Source organism: Streptomyces sp. NPDC101194 (assembly GCF_044767885.1).
Lineage (GTDB): Bacteria > Actinomycetota > Actinomycetes > Streptomycetales > Streptomycetaceae > Streptomyces.
Map to the genome: position 1 here is coordinate 387,501 of NZ_JBIWOS010000007.1, position 19,401 is coordinate 406,901.

General features: G+C 69.7%; 18 protein-coding genes. 17 read left to right on the forward strand and 1 reads right to left on the reverse strand.

The window, feature by feature from the left end; translation table 11 throughout:
- From ruvX to nusB, 11 genes are all read left to right on the forward strand, one after another.
- On the forward strand, positions 1-474 hold the full coding sequence (gene ruvX / locus ACIRP2_RS26485; protein ID WP_404254337.1) for a Holliday junction resolvase RuvX: 474 nt from the start codon (positions 1-3) through the stop codon (positions 472-474).
- A gap of 95 nt (positions 475-569) precedes the next feature.
- Positions 570-2,417, forward strand: a complete 1,848-nt coding sequence (gene mltG / locus ACIRP2_RS26490; RefSeq protein ID WP_404254339.1) for an endolytic transglycosylase MltG — start codon at positions 570-572, stop codon at positions 2,415-2,417.
- Positions 2,414-3,268 (forward strand): shikimate dehydrogenase, encoded by an 855-nt coding sequence (locus ACIRP2_RS26495; protein WP_404254341.1) that lies wholly within the window; start codon positions 2,414-2,416, stop codon positions 3,266-3,268. Before mltG ends, ACIRP2_RS26495 begins: the two co-directional genes overlap by 4 nt.
- A 763-nt stretch (positions 3,269-4,031) precedes the next feature.
- Positions 4,032-5,216 carry a chorismate synthase gene (aroC, locus tag ACIRP2_RS26500; protein ID WP_404254343.1) on the forward strand — a complete coding sequence of 395 codons (1,185 nt, stop codon included), beginning with the start codon at positions 4,032-4,034 and terminating at the stop codon, positions 5,214-5,216.
- Positions 5,213-5,764 carry a shikimate kinase gene (locus ACIRP2_RS26505; protein ID WP_404254344.1) on the forward strand — a complete coding sequence of 184 codons (552 nt, stop codon included), beginning with the start codon at positions 5,213-5,215 and terminating at the stop codon, positions 5,762-5,764. Before aroC ends, ACIRP2_RS26505 begins: the two co-directional genes overlap by 4 nt.
- A complete protein-coding gene (gene aroB, locus ACIRP2_RS26510) occupies positions 5,761-6,855 on the forward strand; it encodes a 3-dehydroquinate synthase (protein WP_404254346.1) in 1,095 nt (364 codons plus the stop codon). Before ACIRP2_RS26505 ends, aroB begins: the two co-directional genes overlap by 4 nt.
- A complete protein-coding gene (gene aroQ / locus ACIRP2_RS26515; protein WP_404254348.1) occupies positions 6,852-7,292 on the forward strand; it encodes a type II 3-dehydroquinate dehydratase in 441 nt (146 codons plus the stop codon). The genes aroB and aroQ overlap by 4 nt, the downstream gene beginning before the upstream one ends.
- A gap of 144 nt (positions 7,293-7,436) precedes the next feature.
- Positions 7,437-8,246, forward strand: coding sequence for a Pro-rich N-terminal domain-containing protein (locus ACIRP2_RS26520; protein WP_404254350.1), 810 nt, complete (start codon positions 7,437-7,439; stop codon positions 8,244-8,246).
- A 104-nt stretch (positions 8,247-8,350) separates the two neighbouring features.
- Complete coding sequence (locus tag ACIRP2_RS26525; RefSeq protein WP_404254352.1) at positions 8,351-9,457, forward strand: aminopeptidase P family protein; 1,107 nt, start codon at positions 8,351-8,353, stop codon at positions 9,455-9,457.
- A gap of 50 nt (positions 9,458-9,507) precedes the next feature.
- Positions 9,508-10,074 carry an elongation factor P gene (efp, locus tag ACIRP2_RS26530; RefSeq protein ID WP_361443928.1) on the forward strand — a complete coding sequence of 189 codons (567 nt, stop codon included), beginning with the start codon at positions 9,508-9,510 and terminating at the stop codon, positions 10,072-10,074.
- Positions 10,075-10,076: 2 nt separating this feature from the next.
- Complete coding sequence (gene nusB / locus ACIRP2_RS26535) at positions 10,077-10,508, forward strand: transcription antitermination factor NusB (RefSeq protein ID WP_326764531.1); 432 nt, start codon at positions 10,077-10,079, stop codon at positions 10,506-10,508.
- A gap of 159 nt (positions 10,509-10,667) precedes the next feature.
- Here the strand turns inward: nusB and bldD are convergent, their stop codons facing one another.
- Positions 10,668-11,168 carry a transcriptional regulator BldD gene (gene bldD / locus ACIRP2_RS26540; protein ID WP_014044812.1) on the reverse strand — a complete coding sequence of 167 codons (501 nt, stop codon included), beginning with the start codon at positions 11,166-11,168 and terminating at the stop codon, positions 10,668-10,670.
- Positions 11,169-11,387: 219 nt separating this feature from the next.
- Between bldD and pyrR the strand changes: the two genes are divergently transcribed.
- From pyrR to carB, 6 genes are all read left to right on the forward strand, one after another.
- Positions 11,388-11,972 carry a bifunctional pyr operon transcriptional regulator/uracil phosphoribosyltransferase PyrR gene (pyrR, locus tag ACIRP2_RS26545; RefSeq protein ID WP_404254355.1) on the forward strand — a complete coding sequence of 195 codons (585 nt, stop codon included), beginning with the start codon at positions 11,388-11,390 and terminating at the stop codon, positions 11,970-11,972.
- 92 nt (positions 11,973-12,064) lie between these two features.
- Entirely contained in the window at positions 12,065-13,060 is a 996-nt protein-coding gene (locus tag ACIRP2_RS26550) for an aspartate carbamoyltransferase catalytic subunit (RefSeq protein WP_404254357.1), read from the forward strand.
- Between the two features lie 2 nt (positions 13,061-13,062).
- Positions 13,063-14,349: a dihydroorotase gene (locus tag ACIRP2_RS26555; RefSeq protein WP_404254359.1), complete on the forward strand. Its 1,287-nt coding sequence runs from the start codon at positions 13,063-13,065 to the stop codon at positions 14,347-14,349.
- On the forward strand, positions 14,346-14,927 hold the full coding sequence (locus ACIRP2_RS26560; protein WP_404254361.1) for a hypothetical protein: 582 nt from the start codon (positions 14,346-14,348) through the stop codon (positions 14,925-14,927). The genes ACIRP2_RS26555 and ACIRP2_RS26560 overlap by 4 nt, the downstream gene beginning before the upstream one ends.
- Positions 14,924-16,066 (forward strand): glutamine-hydrolyzing carbamoyl-phosphate synthase small subunit, encoded by a 1,143-nt coding sequence (carA, locus tag ACIRP2_RS26565; RefSeq protein ID WP_404254363.1) that lies wholly within the window; start codon positions 14,924-14,926, stop codon positions 16,064-16,066. Before ACIRP2_RS26560 ends, carA begins: the two co-directional genes overlap by 4 nt.
- Positions 16,059-19,367, forward strand: coding sequence for a carbamoyl-phosphate synthase large subunit (carB, locus tag ACIRP2_RS26570; protein WP_404254365.1), 3,309 nt, complete (start codon positions 16,059-16,061; stop codon positions 19,365-19,367). The genes carA and carB overlap by 8 nt, the downstream gene beginning before the upstream one ends.
- The last annotated feature ends 34 nt before the right edge of the window (positions 19,368-19,401 follow it).

Below are 19,401 nucleotides of genomic sequence, written 5' to 3' on the forward strand. Positions count from 1 at the left end.
ATGACTCCGATGCGTCGAGGTCGTCGTCTCGCGATCGATGTCGGGGACGCCCGGATCGGGGTCGCCTCGTGCGACCCCGACGGGATCCTCGCCACGCCGGTGGAGACCGTTCCGGGACGCGATGTCCCGGCGGCCCACCGGCGGCTCGGGCAGATCGTCGAGGAGTACGAGCCGATCGAGATCATCATCGGCCTGCCGCGGTCCCTCGGCGGCGGTGAGGGACCCGCCGCCGCCAAGATCCGGGTCTTCGCCCAGGAGGTGGCCCGCTCGGTCGCACCCGTTCCGGTGCGGTTGGTGGACGAGAGGATGACCACAGTGACGGCGAGTCAAGAACTGCGCGCCTCGGGCGTGAAGTCCAGAAAAGGCCGTTCCGTCATCGATCAGGCTGCCGCTGTGGTGATCCTCCAGAACGCTCTGGAGTCCGAACGGGCGTCAGGTAAAGCCCCGGGCGAAGGCGTCGAAACAGTTGGCTGATCGCGATACGGTAACGTTCCGCGCGATGCGGCGGTGTTCGAACAAACACCGCACAGCAAAGAGACGGAACGTCGTCTCGCGGCTCTAGGGGATCGATGACTGAGTATGGCCGGGGCCCCGGCTCCGAACCGTGGCATCCCGAGGATCCCCTGTACGGGGACCAGGGATGGGGAGGGCAGCAGTCCGCCCACGGCCAGAACCAGTACGGCGGCGGGCAGCAGCCCTACCCTCAGGACCCGTACGCGCAGCAGCCGCACCCGCAGCAGCAGGACCCGTACGCGCAGCAGCCGCACCCGCAGCAGCAGGATCCGTACGCACAGCAGCAGGATCCGTACGCGCAGCAGCAACAGCATGTCCCGGGCCCGTACGCCGAGCAGCAGCCTTACCAGCCGCAGCAGCCGGCGTACGGGGTCCCGCAGGATCCGTATGCGCAGCAGCAACCCCAGCAACCCCAGCAGCCGCAGTACGACAACGGCGGCTGGGACACCGGGCAGCAGTCCGCCGGGATGCCGTACGCCCCCCAGGCGCCTGCCGACCCCTACGGCGGTGGGCAGGCCGGTTACGGCGAGACGCACGACCACTACGGCACGTCGGAGGCATACCCGCCGCCGCAGCCCCCGGGCCGCCGGGAGGGCGCGCCCGATCAGGCTCCCGGCCGCCGGGAGGCCGCCCCTGAGCAGGCTCCCGCGCAGAGTCCCGACTGGAACCCGGAGGTCCAGCCGGAGGAGACCCACCCCTTCTTCACGGGCGCCGACGGCGACAAGGACGACGACGCGTACGACGACGAGTACGACGACGATCCGCGTGAGAAGCGCCGCGGCGGCCGGGGTGGCAACGAGCGCCGGGGCGGCAAGGGCAAGAAGAAGAGCCGCAGCGGCTGTGCGTGCCTGGTCGTCTCGCTGGTCCTGGCCGGCGGCCTCGGGGGAGTGGGCTACCTCGGGTACACCTACTGGCAGGACAAGTTCGGCCCGGCGCCCGACTACACCGGAACGGGCACCGGCGAGGTCGAGGTCGAGATCACGAAGGGCGCCCTCGGCTACGACATCGGCAACATCCTGAAGCAGAAGGGTGTCGTCAAGAGCGTCGACGCGTTCGTCGCCGCGCAGAACGAGAACCCCAAGGGCAAGTCCATCCAGGCCGGCGTCTATCTGCTCCACGAGCAGATGTCCGGGGCCGAGGCCCTGAAGCTGATGCTCGACCCGAAGAGCCAGAATCTGCTGGTCATTCCCGAGGGCACCCCCAACCGCGTCGTCTACGCCTCGATCGACAAGAGGCTGGGCGTCAAGAGCGGGACGACCAGCGGGGTCGCGAAGAAACAGTCGGGCAGCCTGGGGCTGCCGGACTGGGCCGACGACCACCCGAACGTCCTCGATCCTCTGGAAGGGTTCCTCTACCCGGCGGCCTACCCGGTCACCAAGGGCATGAAGCCGGAGGCCGTCCTGAAGAAGATGGTCTCCCGTGCCAACGAGGAGTACGACAAGGCCGACCTGGACGGCAACGCCCAAAAGCTGGGTCTCAAGAGCCCTTGGCAGTTGATCACGGTCGCCAGCCTCGTCCAGGCCGAGGGCAAGTACAAGCACGACTTCGACAAGGTCTCGCGCGTCGTCTACAACCGGCTCAAGCCCAACAACGTCGAGACCAATGGTCTGCTCGACTTCGACTCCACCGTCAATTACGCGAAGAAGCAGAGCACACTCGACATAGGCGCGGTGTCGGACCTACGGGAGTTCAAGCACCCGTACAACACGTATTACATCCACGGTTTGCCGCCGGGCCCGATCAACAACCCCGGTGATGCCGCGCTGCAGTCGGCTATCAAGCCCACTCCCGGCCCCTGGTACTACTTCGTGTCCGTGACCGCGGACAAAACGGTGTTCTCGGTGACCAATGCGGAGCACGAGCGGAATCGCAGGAAATACGAACAGGAGAAGTCGGGCCAGTGAGCACCATCCGACGGGCGGCCGTTCTCGGCTCGCCCATCGCCCACTCGCTCTCCCCGGTCCTGCACCGGGCGGCGTACGCCGAACTCGGCCTCACCCACTGGACGTACGACCGGTTCGAGGTCGACGAGGCGGGCCTGCCTGCCTTCATCGAGGGGCTCGACTCCGCCTGGGCCGGGCTCTCGCTGACCATGCCGCTCAAACGTGCGATCATCCCGCTGCTGGACTCCATCAGTGAGACGGCGTCGTCGGTGGAGGCCGTCAACACGGTCGTCTTCACGGAGGACGGCCGCCGGATCGGCGACAACACCGACATCCCCGGCATGATCGCCGCCCTGCGCGAACGCGGTGTGGAGAAGACCGACTCCGCCGCCGTCCTCGGCGCCGGAGCGACCGCTTCCTCGGCGCTCGCCGCGCTGGCCGAGATCTGTACGGGACCGGTCACCGCGTACGTCCGCAGCAAGGAACGGGGCGAGGAGATGCGCGGCTGGGGCGAACGCCTCGGCGTCGACGTCCGGATCTCCGACTGGGCGGACGCCGGGCAGGCGCTGCAGGCCCCGTTGGTCATCGCCACCACTCCGGCCGGGACCACGGACGCGCTGATCGACGCCGTGCCGGATCGGCCGGGCACGCTCTTCGATGTGCTGTACGACCCATGGCCGACTCCTTTGGCGGCGGCGTGGTCGAGGCGCCACGCTGATGTCGTGGGTGGCCTGGATCTGTTGGTGCACCAGGCGTTGCTTCAAATCAGTCAATTCACCGGATATTCTGATATTTCGATTGCAACGTTGAGGGATGCCGGCTCAAAAGCGTTGGAAATGGCGCATTCGTCAAAAGATGAGATCAACGGCTAGTTGATTCTCGTAGATCAATTGCCCCCGGTCTTGGTGGATGTTAAGTTTGGCAGCCACGAGAAAATGGGAGGGGTCGTGAAGAAGCGACGGGTAGCGATTACCTTGGCGTCGTGTATTTCGATGCTGGGGTTCGGAATTGTTGCAGCGGAGCCGGCTGCAGCCGCTGCGGCAACGCCTGAGGCTGCATGTGGGGCGGGATACTCCAGACTTCAGTCGGTGGGTTTGGGGTGGAGCAGCCAGAACCAGGCATTCTCGGCGCGCACCTACCTGCTCTACAGCTCGGCCACCGGGAACAATTGCGTGGTGACAATGCGGAGCCCTGGGTGGTACGGGAACGGCACTGAGCTGCTTGAGGCGGGCATTCAAGTTCAGGGCGGTTCATGGAAAAAGGACCGCGGGAATTATCAGTACTATGCGGGCCCTGTTTATGTTAAAGCAGTAAAAACTTGCGTGAGGTATTCGGGGGGCGCCCAGTACGTCGACAATGGCGTATTCTGGGACAGCCACACCAGCCCTTATGGCTGGTGTGGCTGACTCAACTGGTCAGTTCAGTAGGTGATGGAAAAGCTGTTGCGGTGGGCGGCTGCGAGAATGCTCACCGCAACAGCAACCGTGAACGGAGTCAGCCCGACGCATCCCGCGTCCGTCTGCTGGACCGGCGGCCGGTTCACGCCCGTGGGCGTGGGAGGATCGAAGGCGGCGGGCCAGGGTCGCGCACCCGGTCGCGCCGTCGCAGTTCCAGGCGCGAGCATGAGGAGCACCGTTGAGCAGGTTGCGCTGGCTGACCGCGGGGGAGTCGCACGGCCCCGCACTCGTGGCGACGCTGGAGGGTCTTCCCGCCGGCGTCCCGATCACCACGGAGATGGTGGCGGACGCACTCGCCCGGCGGCGGCTCGGATACGGCCGCGGTGCGCGGATGAAGTTCGAGAGGGACGAGGTCACCTTCCTCGGCGGGGTCCGCCACGGTCTCACCATGGGCTCCCCGGTCGCCGTGATGGTGGGCAACACCGAGTGGCCCAAGTGGGAACAGGTCATGGCGGCCGACCCGGTCGACCCCGAGGAACTGGCCTCGCTGGCCCGCAACGCCCCGCTGACCCGCCCGCGGCCCGGTCACGCCGACCTCGCGGGCATGCAGAAGTACGGCTTCGACGAGGCCCGGCCGATCCTGGAGCGCGCCAGTGCCCGTGAGACGGCGGCCCGGGTCGCGCTCGGCGCGGTCGCGCGGTCGTACCTCAAGGAGACCGCGGGCATCGAGATCGTCAGCCATGTCGTCGAGCTGGCCGCGGCCAAGGCGCCGTACGGCGTCCTCCCGACGCCCGCCGACGTCGAGCGGCTCGACGCCGACCCGGTGCGCTGCCTGGACGCCGACGCGAGCAAGGCGATGGTCGCCGAGATCGACCAGGCCCACAAGGACGGCGACACCCTCGGCGGTGTGGTCGAGGTGCTGGCGTACGGGGTGCCCGTGGGCCTCGGCTCGCACGTGCACTGGGACCGCCGTCTCGACGCCCGGCTCGCCGCGGCCCTGATGGGCATCCAGGCCATCAAGGGGGTCGAGGTCGGCGACGGCTTCGACCTGGCCCGGATCCCCGGCTCCAAGGCGCACGACGAGATCCTGGTCACCGAGGACGGCATCAAGCGCGCCTCCGGCCGCTCCGGCGGCACCGAGGGGGGCCTGACCACCGGCGAGCTGCTGCGCGTCCGCGCCGCGATGAAGCCCATCGCGACCGTGCCCCGCGCGCTCGCCACCGTCGACGTCGTCACCGGCGAACCCGCCAAGGCTCACCATCAGCGCTCCGATGTCTGTGCCGTTCCGGCCGCGGGCATCGTCGCCGAGGCGATGGTCGCGCTGGTCCTGGCCGACGCCGTCGCCGAGAAGTTCGGCGGGGACAGCGTCCCCGAGACCCGCCGCAATGTGCGGTCGTACCTCGACCACCTCCAGATCCGATGAGCGGCCCCCTGATCGTCCTCGTCGGCCCTATGGGCGTGGGCAAGTCCACCGTCGGTGAACTGCTCGCCGACCGGCTCGGCACCACCTACCGGGACACCGACGCGGACGTCGTCGCCGCGGCCGGCAAGCCGATCCCGGAGATCTTCTACGACGAGGGCGAGGAACACTTCCGGGAACTGGAGCGACAGGCCGTGCACGCCGCCGTCGCCGAGCACACCGGTGTCCTCTCCCTCGGCGGCGGTGCCGTGCTGGACGGCACGACCCGAGAACTGCTCGCCGACCACCCCGTCGTCTATCTCTCGATGGACGTGGAGGAGGCCGTCAAGCGGGTCGGTCTGAACACCGCCCGCCCGCTGCTCGCCGTCAACCCGCGCCGCCAGTGGCGCGAACTGATGGACGCGCGCCGCCACCTGTACACGGAGGTGGCCCGCGCGACCGTCGCCACCGACGAGCGCACCCCCGAAGAGGTCGCCCAGGCGGTCCTCGACGCACTGGAACTGCCGGAACGCACGGACCACCCCGTCATTCCCGGCCGGGAGAACACATGACCGAGCAGGACCCCACCCGTATCCGGATCGCCGGCAGCGCGGGCACCGACCCGTACGAGGTGCTGATCGGCCGGCAGCTGCTGGGCGAGCTGCCGGTGCTCATCGGCGACCGCGCCAAGAGGGTCGCCGTCCTGCACCCGGAGGCGCTCGCCGAGACCGGTGAGGCGGTCCGCCAGGACCTTGCCGCGCAGGGCTACGAGGCCATCGCGATCCAGCTGCCGAACGCCGAGGAGGCCAAGACCGTCGAGGTCGCGGCGTACTGCTGGAAGGCGCTCGGGCAGACCGGCTTCACCCGCACCGACGTCATCGTCGGCGTCGGCGGCGGAGCCACCACCGACGTGGCCGGATTCGTCGCGGCGAGCTGGCTGCGCGGGGTGCGCTGGATCGCCGTACCCACCACCGTCCTCGCCATGGTCGACGCGGCCGTCGGCGGGAAGACCGGCATCAACACCGCCGAGGGCAAGAACCTCGTCGGCGCCTTCCACCCGCCCGCCGGGGTCCTCTGCGACCTCGCCGCCCTGGATTCGCTGCCCGTCCACGACTACGTCAGCGGCATGGCCGAGATCATCAAGGCCGGCTTCATCGCCGACCCGGTGATCCTGGACCTCATCGAGGCCGACCCGGAGGGTGCCCGTACCCCCACCGGACCGCACACCGCCGAGCTGATCGAACGCGCCATCCGGGTCAAGGCCGAGGTCGTCTCCAGCGACCTCAAGGAATCCGGGCTGCGCGAGATCCTCAACTACGGCCACACCCTGGCCCACGCCATCGAGAAGAACGAGCGCTACAAGTGGCGGCACGGTGCGGCCGTGTCCGTGGGCATGGTCTTCGCCGCCGAACTGGGCCGTCTGGCCGGGCGCCTCGACGACGCCACCGCCGACCGGCACCGCGCGGTCCTGGAGTCCGTCGGACTGCCGCTCACCTACCGCGGCGACCAGTGGCCCAAGCTGCTGGAGAACATGAAGGTCGACAAGAAGTCCCGTGGCGACCTGCTGCGCTTCATCGTGCTCGACGGGCTCGGCAAGCCCACCGTGCTGGAGGGCCCCGACCCGGCCGTGCTGCTCGCCGCCTACGGGGAGGTGTCGGCGTGACCCGTCGGGTTCTCGTCCTCAACGGGCCGAACCTCGGCCGGCTCGGCTCCCGCGAGCCCGACGTGTACGGTGCCACGTCGTACGCCGGACTCGTCGAAACGTGTCAGGCCCTCGGCGAGGAGCTCGGCTTCGACGTCGACGTCCGGGAGACCAACGACGAGGGAGAACTGATCCGCTGGCTCCACGAGGCAGCGGACGGTTCAGTTCCGGTCGTTCTCAACCCGGGGGCGTTCACCCACTATTCGTACGGAATGCGGGACGCGGCGGCCCAGCGCACCGCCCCGCTGATCGAGGTGCACATCTCGAACCCGTACGCCCGGGAGGAATTCCGCCACAACTCCGTGGTGGCGCCGGTCGCCACGGGTACCGTGGCCGGATTCGGCATCGGTTCCTACCGTCTCGCCCTGCGTGCTCTCGCCGACGAGCTGGCCGACTGACGGACCGGCACACCGGAAGGCCGAGCGGCCGACCGGGCACTGTGCGCCGTCCCCGACCGTTGCCTCTGTGGCGGCCGGGGACGGTACGGTTGCCTTCCACCAGCGCCAGCCCCTAGTTGCCTGTACGAGACGGAGTGGCACCGGATGCAGCACGCAGTGGGGGCCCCGCTGCCGCCGCCCCAAGGCCCCGCAAGCGGACCTGTCGGCTGGACGCACCAGGCCCAGCACCCCGGACCGCCGGGGCCGCCGCCCACCACCCCTCCCACGCCCCAGGGCTGGAGCGGACCCGCCCCGCAGCACGCCCCGTCTCCCTCCAGGGAGACCACCGGACACGTCCAGCTGCCGCCCGGCGGCCCTGTTCCGCTGCCCGCGCCGCCCGCAGAGCCCGGCACCGGCAGCGCGACCCTCGCCGTCCTCCTGATCGGCCCCGCGGGCGCAGGCAAGACCACCGTGGCCAAACTCTGGGCGAGTCGTCGCCGGGTTCCCACGGCCCACGTCAGCCTCGACGACGTCCGTGAATGGGTCTGCTCCGGCTTCGCCGACCCGCAGGCCGGATGGAACGACCACTCCGAGGCCCAGTACCGCCTCGCCCGCCGCACCTGCGGCTTCGCCGCCCGCAACTTCCTGGCCAACGGCATCTCCTGCATCCTGGACGACGCCGTCTTCCCGGACCGGCCGGTCGTCGGCCTCGGCGGGTGGAAGCGCCATGTCGGCCCCGGGCTGCTGCCCGTCGTGCTGCTGCCCGGCCTGGAGATCGTGCTGGAGCGCAATGCCGCCCGCAGCGGCAACCGCCGCCTCTCCGACGAGGAGGTCGCCAGGATCCACGGCCGGATGGCCGGCTGGTACGGCTCCGGACTGCCGATCATCGACAACTCGACTTACGACGTGGAGACCACCGCCCGCGTCCTGGACGACATACTCGCCCGTTCCCTGGCGAGCCCACCGGCCTGGTGAGCCCCGGACCGAGGGTGGACCCGCTCCGGTGACGGGTCCGTCCGAGGCCCCCGGTCGGATGCGCTGACCGAGCAGGCCCGCGCAAGCGCTCGTAGGCTCGTGACATGTCAGACGTGTACGCCGTCCGCCGCGGGCTGCTCCGCGACCGGTGCGCCGCCGTCGGATCCGCGGCCGCTCTGGTCTCCCGCCCCGCCAACGTCCGCTACCTCGCAGGCGGGGCGCCCCCCGGTGCCGTGCTGCTGCTCGGCCCCGACGAGGACGTCCTGCTCTGCCCGGGCGAGCCGACCGGCGACCCCGCCGAAGGACGTACCGACGATCAGCTGCGGGTGTCCTCGCTGCCCGCCACCGACGGCGATCCGGCGGTCGCGGCCGCCGATCTGGCCGGCGCCTCGGGCGCGGAGACCCTGGCCGTCGAGGAACACCATCTGACGGTCGCCCGCCACCGGGCCATGGGCTCGGTCGCCCCCCGGCTCCGGCTGGCCGATCTCGGAGCCACGGTCGAACAGTTGAGGGTCGTCAAGGACGAGGAGGAGATCGCCTGCCTGCGGATCGCCGCGGAGATCACCGACCAGGCCCTGGGTGAACTCCTCGAATCCATCCTGGTGGGCCGCACGGAACGGCATCTCGCCCTGGAGCTGGAGAGGCGCCTGGTGGACCACGGCGCCGACGGCCCCGCCTTCGCCACCTCGGTGGCCACCGGGCCGAACTCCGGCCAGGGCCGTCACCGGCCCTCGGACCGGCGGGTGGAGGAAGGGGATTTCCTCTCCGTCTGCCTCGGTGCGAACTATCGCGGCTACCGCTGCGAGATCGGCCGTACGTTCGTCATCGGGACGACGCCCGCCGACTGGCAGATCGAGCTCTACGACCTGGTTTTCGCCGCTCAGCGGGCCGGACGCGAGGCCCTCGTGCCCGGCGCCGCGTACCGCGATGTGGACCGCGCCGCCCGCCACCTCCTGGACTCGGCGGGTCACGGCGGGGGTCTCGCGCCCTGGACCGGGCACGGGGTGGGGCTCGAAATCGACGAGGACCCGCAGCTGGCACCTGCGGCCATGGGTAAACTGGACGCTTGTGTGCCGGTCACCGTCGAACCGGGGGTCCACCTCCCGGGCCGGGGCGGGGTCCGGATCGATGACACGCTCGTCGTGCGCCCCGAGGCGGACGGCGGACCCGAGCTACTCACCATTACGACCAAGGAGCTGCTCGCGCTCTAGCGCGCATCCTCGGTCGTTCCACCAGCTTCAGTCCAGGAGATTCCGCAACCGTGGCTTCCACGAACGACCTCAAGAACGGCCTGGTGCTCAAGCTCGACGGAGGCCAGCTCTGGTCCGTCGTCGAGTTCCAGCACGTCAAGCCCGGCAAGGGCCCGGCCTTCGTGCGCACCAAGCTCAAGAACGTGCTCTCCGGCAAGGTCGTCGACAAGACGTTCAACGCCGGCGTGAAGGTCGAAACGGCCACCATCGACCGTCGCGACATGCAGTTCTCGTACATGGACGGCGAGTACTTCGTCTTCATGGACATGGACACGTACGACCAGCTCATGGTCGACCGGAAGGCTGTCGGCGACGCCGCCAACTTCCTGATCGAGGGCTTCACCGCCTCCGTCGCCCAGTACGAGGGCGAGGTGCTCTACGTCGAGCTGCCCGCCGCCGTCGAGCTGACCGTCCAGCACACGGACCCGGGCGTCCAGGGCGACCGCTCCACCGGCGGCACCAAGCCCGCCACGCTGGAGACCGGCTACGAGATCGGCGTCCCGCTCTTCATCACCACGGGTGAGAAGATCAAGGTCGACACCCGCACGGGCGACTACCTCGGCCGGGTGAACAGCTAACCGTGGCTGCTCGGAACACGGCCCGCAAGCGCGCCTTCCAGATCCTCTTCGAGGCCGACCAGCGCGGTGAGTCCGTGCAGACGGTCCTCGCGGACTGGGTGCGGCACTCGCGGACCGACAGCCGTCAGCCGCCGGTCACCGAGTACACGATGGAGCTCGTCGAGGGGTACGCGCAGTACGCGGACCGGATCGACGACCTCATCGTGACGTACGCCGTGGACTGGGAGATCGACCGCATGCCGGTCGTCGACCGGAACATCCTGCGGCTCGGTGCGTACGAGCTGATCTGGGTGGACGGAACCCCGGACGCGGTGGTGATCGACGAGGCGGTCCAGCTCGCCAAGGAGTTCTCCACCGACGACTCCCCGTCCTTTGTGAACGGGCTGCTGGCCCGGTTCAAGGACCTCAAGCCGAATCTCCGCCGGGAGCAGTAGCCGCCGGTGGCGTTCAGCCGACGAAGGGCCCACGGTCACCCGACCGTGGGCCCTTCGTCGTGAGGCGTCCGACCGCCGCGTACAGAAAAGCCGTGCCGGTGCGGACGCCCGGACGGGCGACCCGCACCGGCACGGCGGTACGTTTCTCCAGAGGGTCGATCAGCCCTCTTCGTGGGCGACGGCACGACGCGCGTCCGCGTCCAGCACACCCCAGCTGATCAGCTGTTCCGTGAGCACGGACGGCGACTGGTCGTAGATCACGGCCAGCGTGCGCAGGTCGTCCTGGCGGATCGAGAGCACCTTGCCGTTGTAGTCACCGCGCTGGCTCTGGATCGTCGCGGCATAGCGCTGCAGCGGTCCGGCCTTCTCCGGCGGGACGTGGGCGAGGCGCTCCAGGTCCAGGACGAGCTTCGGCGGCGGCTCGGCGGCGCCGCCGGGCGTCGTACCGGGCAGGAGCTCCTGCACCGGGACCCCGTAGAAATCCGCGAGCTCGGCGAGGCGCTGCACGGTCACGGCACGGTCGCCGCGCTCGTACGAACCGACCACGACGGCCTTCCAGCGGCCCTGGGACTTCTCCTCCACGCCGTGGAGGGAGAGGCCCTGCTGGGTGCGGATGGCACGGAGTTTGGCCCCGAGCTGCTTTGCGTATTCGCTGGACATAAGGCTCCCCGGACGCTGGAACATTGCGCGGCTCCGCCGCGTGGCTGGTAACTCACTGTGAGGTTACGCAGCGTTACCTGGTGCGTCAAGCCGAATGGTCCGGACCGGCACCTTCCGGGGTGTGACCTGGGCCCGGCGCAAGCCCTGGTAACGTTGATGACGCAATTTCGACGTCCTTTAAGGTCCGTCCAGTGAGGCGGAGAAGGAGGTCCGTTTCTTATGGACGCACAGCACGAAGCCACCGGCAACGCGGCACGCCCCGTTCTGGAGGCTCCCGACATCGCCCGGGTAGTGACCCGGATCGCCCACGAGATCGTCGAACGCGCCAAGGGCGCCGACGACGTGGTGCTCCTCGGCATTCCGACGCGAGGCGTCTTCCTCGCCCGCCGACTGGCCGAAAAGCTTCAGGAGATCACCGGCCGGAAGATGCCGGTCGGCTCCCTCGACATCACCATGTACCGCGACGACCTGCGGCTGCGCCCGGCGCGCGCCCTGGCCCGCACCGAGATCCCCGGTGAGGGCATCGAGGGCCGTCTGGTCGTACTCGTCGACGACGTCCTCTTCTCGGGCCGGACGATCCGCGCCGCGCTCGACGCGCTGGGCGACATCGGCCGCCCCCGCGCGGTGCAGCTCGCGGTCCTCGTCGACCGCGGTCACCGCGAACTCCCGATCCGTGCCGACTACGTCGGCAAGAACCTCCCGACGTCGCTGCGGGAGACGGTCAAGGTCCAGCTCGCCGAGGAGGACGGCCGCGACGCCGTGCTGCTCGGTGTCCAGCCCGCCGTCCCGGCGGGCGAGCAGTAGCCGCAGCACACCCGTACGGGCGACGCCGAGCCCGTAGGGCGGTTTCCGCACGCCCGCATGCCTGAATCCTCCTGCCCCCGGAGAACACCCAGATGAAGCGTCACCTCATCTCGGCCGCCGACCTCACCCGCGACGACGCCGTCCTGATCCTCGACACTGCCGAGGAGATGGCACGGGTCGCGGACCGGCCGATCAAGAAGCTCCCGACCCTGCGCGGCCGTACCGTCGTCAACCTCTTCTTCGAGGACTCGACGCGTACCCGCATCTCCTTCGAGGCCGCCGCCAAGCGCCTCTCCGCCGATGTCATCAACTTCTCCGCGAAGGGCTCGTCCGTCTCCAAGGGCGAGTCGCTCAAGGACACCGCGCTGACCCTGGAGGCGATGGGCGCCGACGCCGTCGTCATCCGGCACGGCGCATCCGGCGCCCCGTACCGCCTGGCCACCTCCGGCTGGATCGACGGTGCCGTCGTCAACGCCGGTGACGGCACCCACGAGCACCCCACCCAGGCCCTCCTGGACGCCTTCACCATGCGCCGCCGCCTGGTCGGGGCCGACGCCGGTCTCGGCCGGGACCTCGAAGGCCGCCGGATCACCATCGTCGGCGACATCCTGCACAGCCGGGTGGCCCGCTCCAACGTCCATCTGCTGACCACGCTCGGCGCCCACGTCACTCTGGTGGCCCCGCCGACCCTCGTCCCGGTCGGCGTCGAGCAGTGGCCGTGCGAGGTGAGCTACGGCCTCGACGAGGTGCTGCCGAAGTCCGACGCGGTGATGATGCTCCGTGTGCAGCGCGAACGGATGAACGCCGCGTACTTCCCGACCGAGCGCGAGTACTCCCGCCGCTACGGCCTGGACGGCGACCGCATGGCGAAGATGCCCGGGAACGCGATCGTCATGCACCCCGGGCCGATGGTCCGCGGCATGGAGATCACCGCCGAGGTCGCGGACTCCGACCGGTGCACGGCCGTCGAGCAGGTGGCCAACGGCGTCTCGATCCGCATGGCCGTCCTGTACCTGCTGCTCGGCGGCTACGAGTCCACCGCCCCGGCCCACCCGTCGCCCGCCTCCCGTACCGAGGAGAACAAGTAATCATGAGCAAGATCCTTATCCGCGGCGCGAAGGTCCTCGGCGGCGAGGCCCAGGACGTCCTGATCGACGGCGAGACCATCGCGGCGGTCGGCACCGGACTGGACGCCGGCGACGCGACCGTCGTCGAGGCCGCGGGCCAGATCCTGCTGCCCGGCCTCGTCGACCTCCACACCCACCTGCGCGAGCCCGGCCGCGAGGACTCCGAGACCGTCCTCACCGGGACCAAGGCCGCAGCCGTCGGCGGTTTCACCGCCGTGCACGCCATGGCCAACACCTTCCCGGTCGCCGACACCGCCGGTGTCGTCGAGCAGGTCTGGCGGCTCGGCAAGGAGTCCGGCTACTGCGACGTGCAGCCGATCGGCGCCGTCACCGTCGGTCTGGAGGGCAAGAAGCTCGCCGAACTCGGCGCCATGCACGATTCGGCCGCCGGAGTGAAGGTCTTCTCCGACGACGGCAAGTGCGTCGACGACGCGGTGATCATGCGCCGGGCGCTGGAGTACGTGAAGGCGTTCGACGGCGTGGTCGCCCAGCACGCCCAGGAGCCCCGTCTCACCGAGGGCGCCCAGATGAACGAGGGCGTCGTCTCCGCGGAACTCGGTCTCGGCGGCTGGCCCGCGGTCGCCGAGGAGTCGATCATCGCCCGCGACGTCCTGCTGGCCGCCCACGTCGGTTCCCGGGTGCACATCTGCCACCTGTCGACCGCCGGCTCCGTCGAGATCGTCCGCTGGGCCAAGTCCAAGGGCTGGAACGTCACCGCCGAGGTCACCCCGCACCACCTGCTCCTCACCGACGAGCTCGTACGGTCCTACAACCCCGTCTACAAGGTGAACCCGCCGCTGCGCACCGAGGCCGACGTGATGGCCCTGCGCGAGGCGCTCGCGGACGGCACCATCGACTGCGTCGCCACCGACCACGCCCCGCACCCGCACGAGGACAAGGACTGCGAGTGGGCCGCCGCCGCCATGGGCATGGTGGGGCTGGAGACCGCGCTCTCCGTCGTCCAGCAGACGATGGTCGACACCGGCCTCATCGACTGGGCGGGCGTCGCCGACCGGATGTCGTTCCGCCCGGCCGCGATCGGCCGTCTCGACGGACACGGCCGGCCCGTCTCGGCGGGTGAACCGGCCAACCTCACCCTGGTCGATCCGGCATACCGTGGTGTCGTGGACCCCGCAGGCTTCGCCTCCCGCAGCCGCAACACTCCGTACGAGGGTCGCGAGCTGCCGGGCCGAGTCACCCACACCTTCCTGCGGGGCCGTGCCACGGTCGTCGACGGGAAGCTCGCGTGACATCACTCACCCCCCTGTACCTCCAGCTCGCCGCCGAGCAGAAGTCGGCCGAAGTGACCGACTGGTCCGCTCGCATCAGCTGGGTCGTCGGACTGCTCGTCCTCATCGCCTTCGTCTACTGGCTGATGCGCCAGGGATGGAAGTGGCGGGGGAGTCTCCAGTCCGATCTGCCGGAACTCGACTCCACCCCCGAGGGGTTCGAGGACGGAGCACCGCTGCTGACGCTGACCGGCCGGTACCACGCCTCGACGACCGCCGGGCAGTGGCTCGACCGCATCGTCGCGCACGGCCTCGGCACCCGCAGCCGCGTCGAGCTCACCCTGACCGACCAGGGCCTCGACGTCGTACGACCCGGGGCGGCCGACTTCTTCGTACCGGCCGCCGCCCTGCGCGAGGCCCGGCTCGACAAGGGCATCGCCGGCAAGGTCCTCCCCGAGGGCGGCCTGCTGATCATCACCTGGGCGCACGGCGACAAGCTGATCGACTCCGGCTTCCGCTCCGACCGCTCGGCCGAGCACCCGGCCTGGGTCGAGGCCATCAACCATCTCACCAGCACTACGGAAGGCACCGCACGATGACGATCTCCACCCGGGGAGCCGCCAAAGCTCCCGCCGTACTCGTCCTGGAGGACGGCCGCACCTTCCGCGGCCGGGCCTACGGGGCCGTGGGGGAGACCTTCGGCGAGGCGGTGTTCTCCACCGGCATGACCGGCTACCAGGAGACGCTGACCGACCCCTCGTACCACCGCCAGGTCGTCGTGATGACCGCCCCGCACGTCGGCAACACCGGTGTGAACGACGAGGACCCCGAGTCCGGACGGATCTGGGTCTCCGGGTACGTCGTCCGCGACCCCGCCCGGGTGCCGTCCAACTGGCGCTCGCGACGCTCGCTCGACGAGGAGCTGGAGAGCCAGGGAGTCGTCGGCATCAGCGGCATCGACACCCGCGCGCTCACCCGCCACCTGCGCGAGCGCGGTGCCATGCGCGTCGGCATCTTCTCCGGTGACGCCGTCGCCGACGAGGCCACGCTGCTGGCCCGCGTCCAGCAGGCCCCCGAGATGGTGGGCGCCGACCTCTCCGCCGAGGTCGCCACCGAGGAGGCGTACGTCGTCCCCGCGATCGGCACGAAGAAGTTCACCGTCGCCGCGATCGACCTCGGGATCAAGGGCATGACCCCGCACCGGATGGCCGAACGCGGCATCGAGGTGCACGTGCTTCCCGCCACCGCCACCCTGGAGGAGGTGTACGCGGTCCGGCCCGACGGCGTCTTCTTCTCCAACGGCCCCGGCGACCCGGCCACCGCCGACCACCCGGTCTCCGTCATGCAGGGCGTCCTGGAGCGGAAGACCCCGCTCTTCGGCATCTGCTTCGGCAACCAGATCCTGGGCCGCGCCCTCGGCTTCGGCACGTACAAGCTGAAGTACGGCCACCGCGGCATCAACCAGCCGGTGCAGGACCGCACGACCGGCAAGGTCGAGGTCACCGCGCACAACCACGGCTTCGCCGTCGACGCCCCGCTGGACAAGGTGTCGGACACGGAGTTCGGCCGCGCCGAGGTCTCCCACGTCTGCCTGAACGACCAGGTCGTCGAGGGGCTGCAACTCCTCGACCAGCCTGCCTTCAGCGTCCAGTACCACCCCGAAGCAGCCGCGGGCCCGCACGACGCCGCGTACCTCTTCGACCGTTTCGTATCCCTGATGGAGGGCCAGCGTGCCTAAGCGCTCCGATATCCAGTCCGTCCTGGTCATCGGCTCCGGCCCGATCGTCATCGGGCAGGCCGCCGAGTTCGACTACTCCGGCACCCAGGCCTGCCGCGTCCTCAAGGCCGAGGGCCTGCGCGTCATCCTGGTCAACTCCAACCCGGCGACGATCATGACCGACCCGGAGATCGCCGACGCCACGTACGTCGAGCCGATCACCCCCGAGTTCGTCGAGAAGATCATCGCCAAGGAGCGCCCCGACGCGCTGCTCCCCACCCTCGGCGGCCAGACCGCTCTCAACACCGCGATCTCGATGCACGAGAACGGCGTCCTGGAGAAGTACGGCGTCGAGCTCATCGGTGCCAACGTCGAGGCCATCAACAAGGGTGAGGACCGCGACCTCTTCAAGGGAGTCGTCGAGGCCGTCAACACCAAGATCGGCCACGGCGAGTCCGCCCGCTCGGTCATCTGCCACTCCATGGACGACGTCCTGGCGGGCGTCGAGACGCTCGGCGGCTACCCCGTGGTCGTGCGTCCCTCCTTCACCATGGGCGGCGCCGGCTCCGGCTTCGCCCACGACGAGGAGGAGCTGCGCCGCATCGCCGGTCAGGGCCTCACGCTCTCCCCGACCACCGAGGTGCTCCTGGAGGAGTCCATCCTCGGCTGGAAGGAGTACGAGCTGGAGCTGATGCGCGACAAGAACGACAACGTCGTGGTCGTCTGCTCCATCGAGAACTTCGACCCGATGGGCGTCCACACGGGTGACTCGATCACCGTCGCCCCGGCGATGACGCTCACCGACCGCGAGTACCAGCGGCTGCGCGACATCGGCATCGCGATCATCCGCGAGGTCGGCGTCGACACCGGCGGCTGCAACATCCAGTTCGCCGTCGACCCGACCGACGGCCGGGTCATCGTGATCGAGATGAACCCGCGCGTCTCCCGCTCCTCGGCGCTCGCCTCGAAGGCCACCGGCTTCCCGATCGCCAAGATCGCCGCCAAGCTGGCCGTCGGCTACACGCTCGACGAGATCCCGAACGACATCACCGAGAAGACCCCCGCCTCCTTCGAGCCGACCCTCGACTACGTCGTGGTCAAGGCCCCGCGGTTCGCCTTCGAGAAGTTCCCCTCCGCCGACTCCACCCTCACCACCACCATGAAGTCGGTGGGCGAGGCCATGGCGATCGGCCGGAACTTCACCGAGGCCCTCCAGAAGGCGCTGCGCTCCCTGGAGAAGAAGGGCTCGCAGTTCTCCTTCACCGGTGAGCCCGGCGACAAGGCCGAGCTGCTGGCCGAGGCGGTCCGCCCGACCGACGGCCGGATCAACACCGTCATGCGGGCGATCCGGGCCGGTGCCACCCAGGAGGAGGTCTTCGACGCCACGAGGATCGACCCCTGGTTCGTCGACCAGCTCTTCCTGATCAAGGAGATCGCCGACGAGCTGGCCGCCGCCGACGAGCTCGGCGCCGAACTGCTCGCCGAGGCCAAGCGACACGGCTTCTCCGACGCCCAGATCGCCGAGATCCGCAGCCTGCGCGAGGACGTCGTGCGCGAGGTGCGGCACGCGCTCGGCATCCGCCCGGTCTACAAGACCGTCGACACCTGCGCCGCCGAGTTCGCCGCGAAGACGCCGTACTTCTACTCCAGTTACGACGAGGAGACCGAGGTCGCGGCCCGCACCAAGCCCGCGGTGATCATCCTCGGTTCCGGCCCCAACCGCATCGGCCAGGGCATCGAGTTCGACTACTCCTGCGTCCACGCCTCCTTCGCGCTGAGCGACGCGGGCTACGAGACCGTGATGGTCAACTGCAACCCGGAGACCGTCTCCACCGACTACGACACCTCCGACCGCCTGTACTTCGAGCCGCTGACGCTCGAGGACGTGCTGGAGATCGTGCACGCGGAGTCCCTCGCGGGCCCGGTGGCCGGGGTCGTCGTCCAGCTCGGCGGCCAGACCCCGCTGGGTCTGTCGCAGGCGCTCAAGGACAACGGTGTGCCGGTGGTCGGTACGTCCCCGGAGGCGATCCACGCCGCCGAGGACCGCGGCGCCTTCGGCCGCGTCCTGGCCGAGGCCGGACTGCCCGCCCCGAAGCACGGCACCGCCACCACCTTCGACGAGGCCAAGGCCATCGCCGACGAGATCGGCTACCCGGTCCTCGTGCGTCCCAGCTACGTGCTCGGCGGCCGGGGCATGGAGATCGTGTACGACGAGGCGCGGCTCTCCTCGTACATCGCCGAGTCCACCGAGATCAGCCCCACCCGGCCGGTCCTGGTCGACCGCTTCCTCGACGACGCGATCGAGATCGACGTCGACGCGCTCTACGACGGCACCGAGCTGTACCTCGGTGGCGTCATGGAACACATCGAGGAGGCCGGCATCCACTCCGGCGACTCCGCCTGCGCACTGCCCCCGATCACGCTCGGCGGCTACGACATCAAGCGGCTGCGCGCCTCCACCGAGGGCATCGCCAAGGGTGTCGGCGTACGCGGACTGATCAACATCCAGTTCGCGCTCTCCGGCGACATCCTGTACGTCCTGGAGGCCAATCCGCGTGCCTCCCGGACCGTCCCCTTCACCTCGAAGGCGACCGCGGTCCCGCTCGCCAAGGCCGCCGCCCGGATCTCGCTGGGCGCGACCATCGCCGAGCTGCGCGCGGAGGGCCTGCTCCCGGCGAACGGCGACGGCGGCACCCTGCCGCTCGACGCGCCGATCTCGGTGAAGGAGGCCGTCATGCCGTGGTCGCGCTTCCGCGACATCCACGGCCGCGGCGTCGACACCGTCCTCGGCCCGGAGATGCGTTCCACCGGCGAGGTCATGGGCATCGACTCGGTCTTCGGCACCGCGTACGCCAAGTCGCAGGCCGGTGCCTACGGCCCGCTGCCCACCAAGGGCCGCGCCTTCATCTCGGTCGCCAACCGCGACAAGCGCTCGATGATCTTCCCGGCGCGTGAACTCGTCGCCCACGGTTTCGAGCTGCTCGCCACCTCCGGCACCGCCGAGGTCCTCAAGCGCAACGGCATCAACGCCACGGTCGTGCGCAAGCAGTCGGAGGGCGTGGGCCCGCAGGGCGAGAGGACCATCGTCCAGCTCATCCACGACGGTGAGGTCGACCTGATCGTGAACACGCCGTACGGGACCGGTGGCCGTCTCGACGGCTACGAGATCCGTACCGCGGCCGTGGCCCGGTCCGTGCCGTGCCTGACGACGGTCCAGGCGCTCGCCGCCGCCGTCCAGGGCATCGACGCGCTCACCCACGGAGGCGTCGGCGTCCGCTCCCTCCAGGAACACGCCGAGCATCTGATCGCGGCCCGCGACTAGCAGCCCGGAGAGGGGGACACCGGAAACGGTGTCC

Coding starts and splice junctions, on each gene's coding strand:
- mltG (WP_404254339.1), top strand. CDS start 570: ATGACTGAGTATGGCCGGGGCCCCGGCTCCGAACCGTGGCATCCCGAG.
- pyrR (WP_404254355.1), top strand. CDS start 11,388: ATGGACGCACAGCACGAAGCCACCGGCAACGCGGCACGCCCCGTTCTG.
- aroB (WP_404254346.1), top strand. CDS start 5,761: ATGACCGAGCAGGACCCCACCCGTATCCGGATCGCCGGCAGCGCGGGC.
- bldD (WP_014044812.1), bottom strand. CDS start 11,168: ATGTCCAGCGAATACGCAAAGCAGCTCGGGGCCAAACTCCGTGCCATC.
- ACIRP2_RS26550 (WP_404254357.1), top strand. CDS start 12,065: ATGAAGCGTCACCTCATCTCGGCCGCCGACCTCACCCGCGACGACGCC.
- ACIRP2_RS26520 (WP_404254350.1), top strand. CDS start 7,437: ATGCAGCACGCAGTGGGGGCCCCGCTGCCGCCGCCCCAAGGCCCCGCA.
- ACIRP2_RS26525 (WP_404254352.1), top strand. CDS start 8,351: ATGTCAGACGTGTACGCCGTCCGCCGCGGGCTGCTCCGCGACCGGTGC.
- ACIRP2_RS26505 (WP_404254344.1), top strand. CDS start 5,213: ATGAGCGGCCCCCTGATCGTCCTCGTCGGCCCTATGGGCGTGGGCAAG.
- ACIRP2_RS26555 (WP_404254359.1), top strand. CDS start 13,063: ATGAGCAAGATCCTTATCCGCGGCGCGAAGGTCCTCGGCGGCGAGGCC.
- ruvX (WP_404254337.1), top strand. CDS start 1: ATGACTCCGATGCGTCGAGGTCGTCGTCTCGCGATCGATGTCGGGGAC.
- carA (WP_404254363.1), top strand. CDS start 14,924: ATGACGATCTCCACCCGGGGAGCCGCCAAAGCTCCCGCCGTACTCGTC.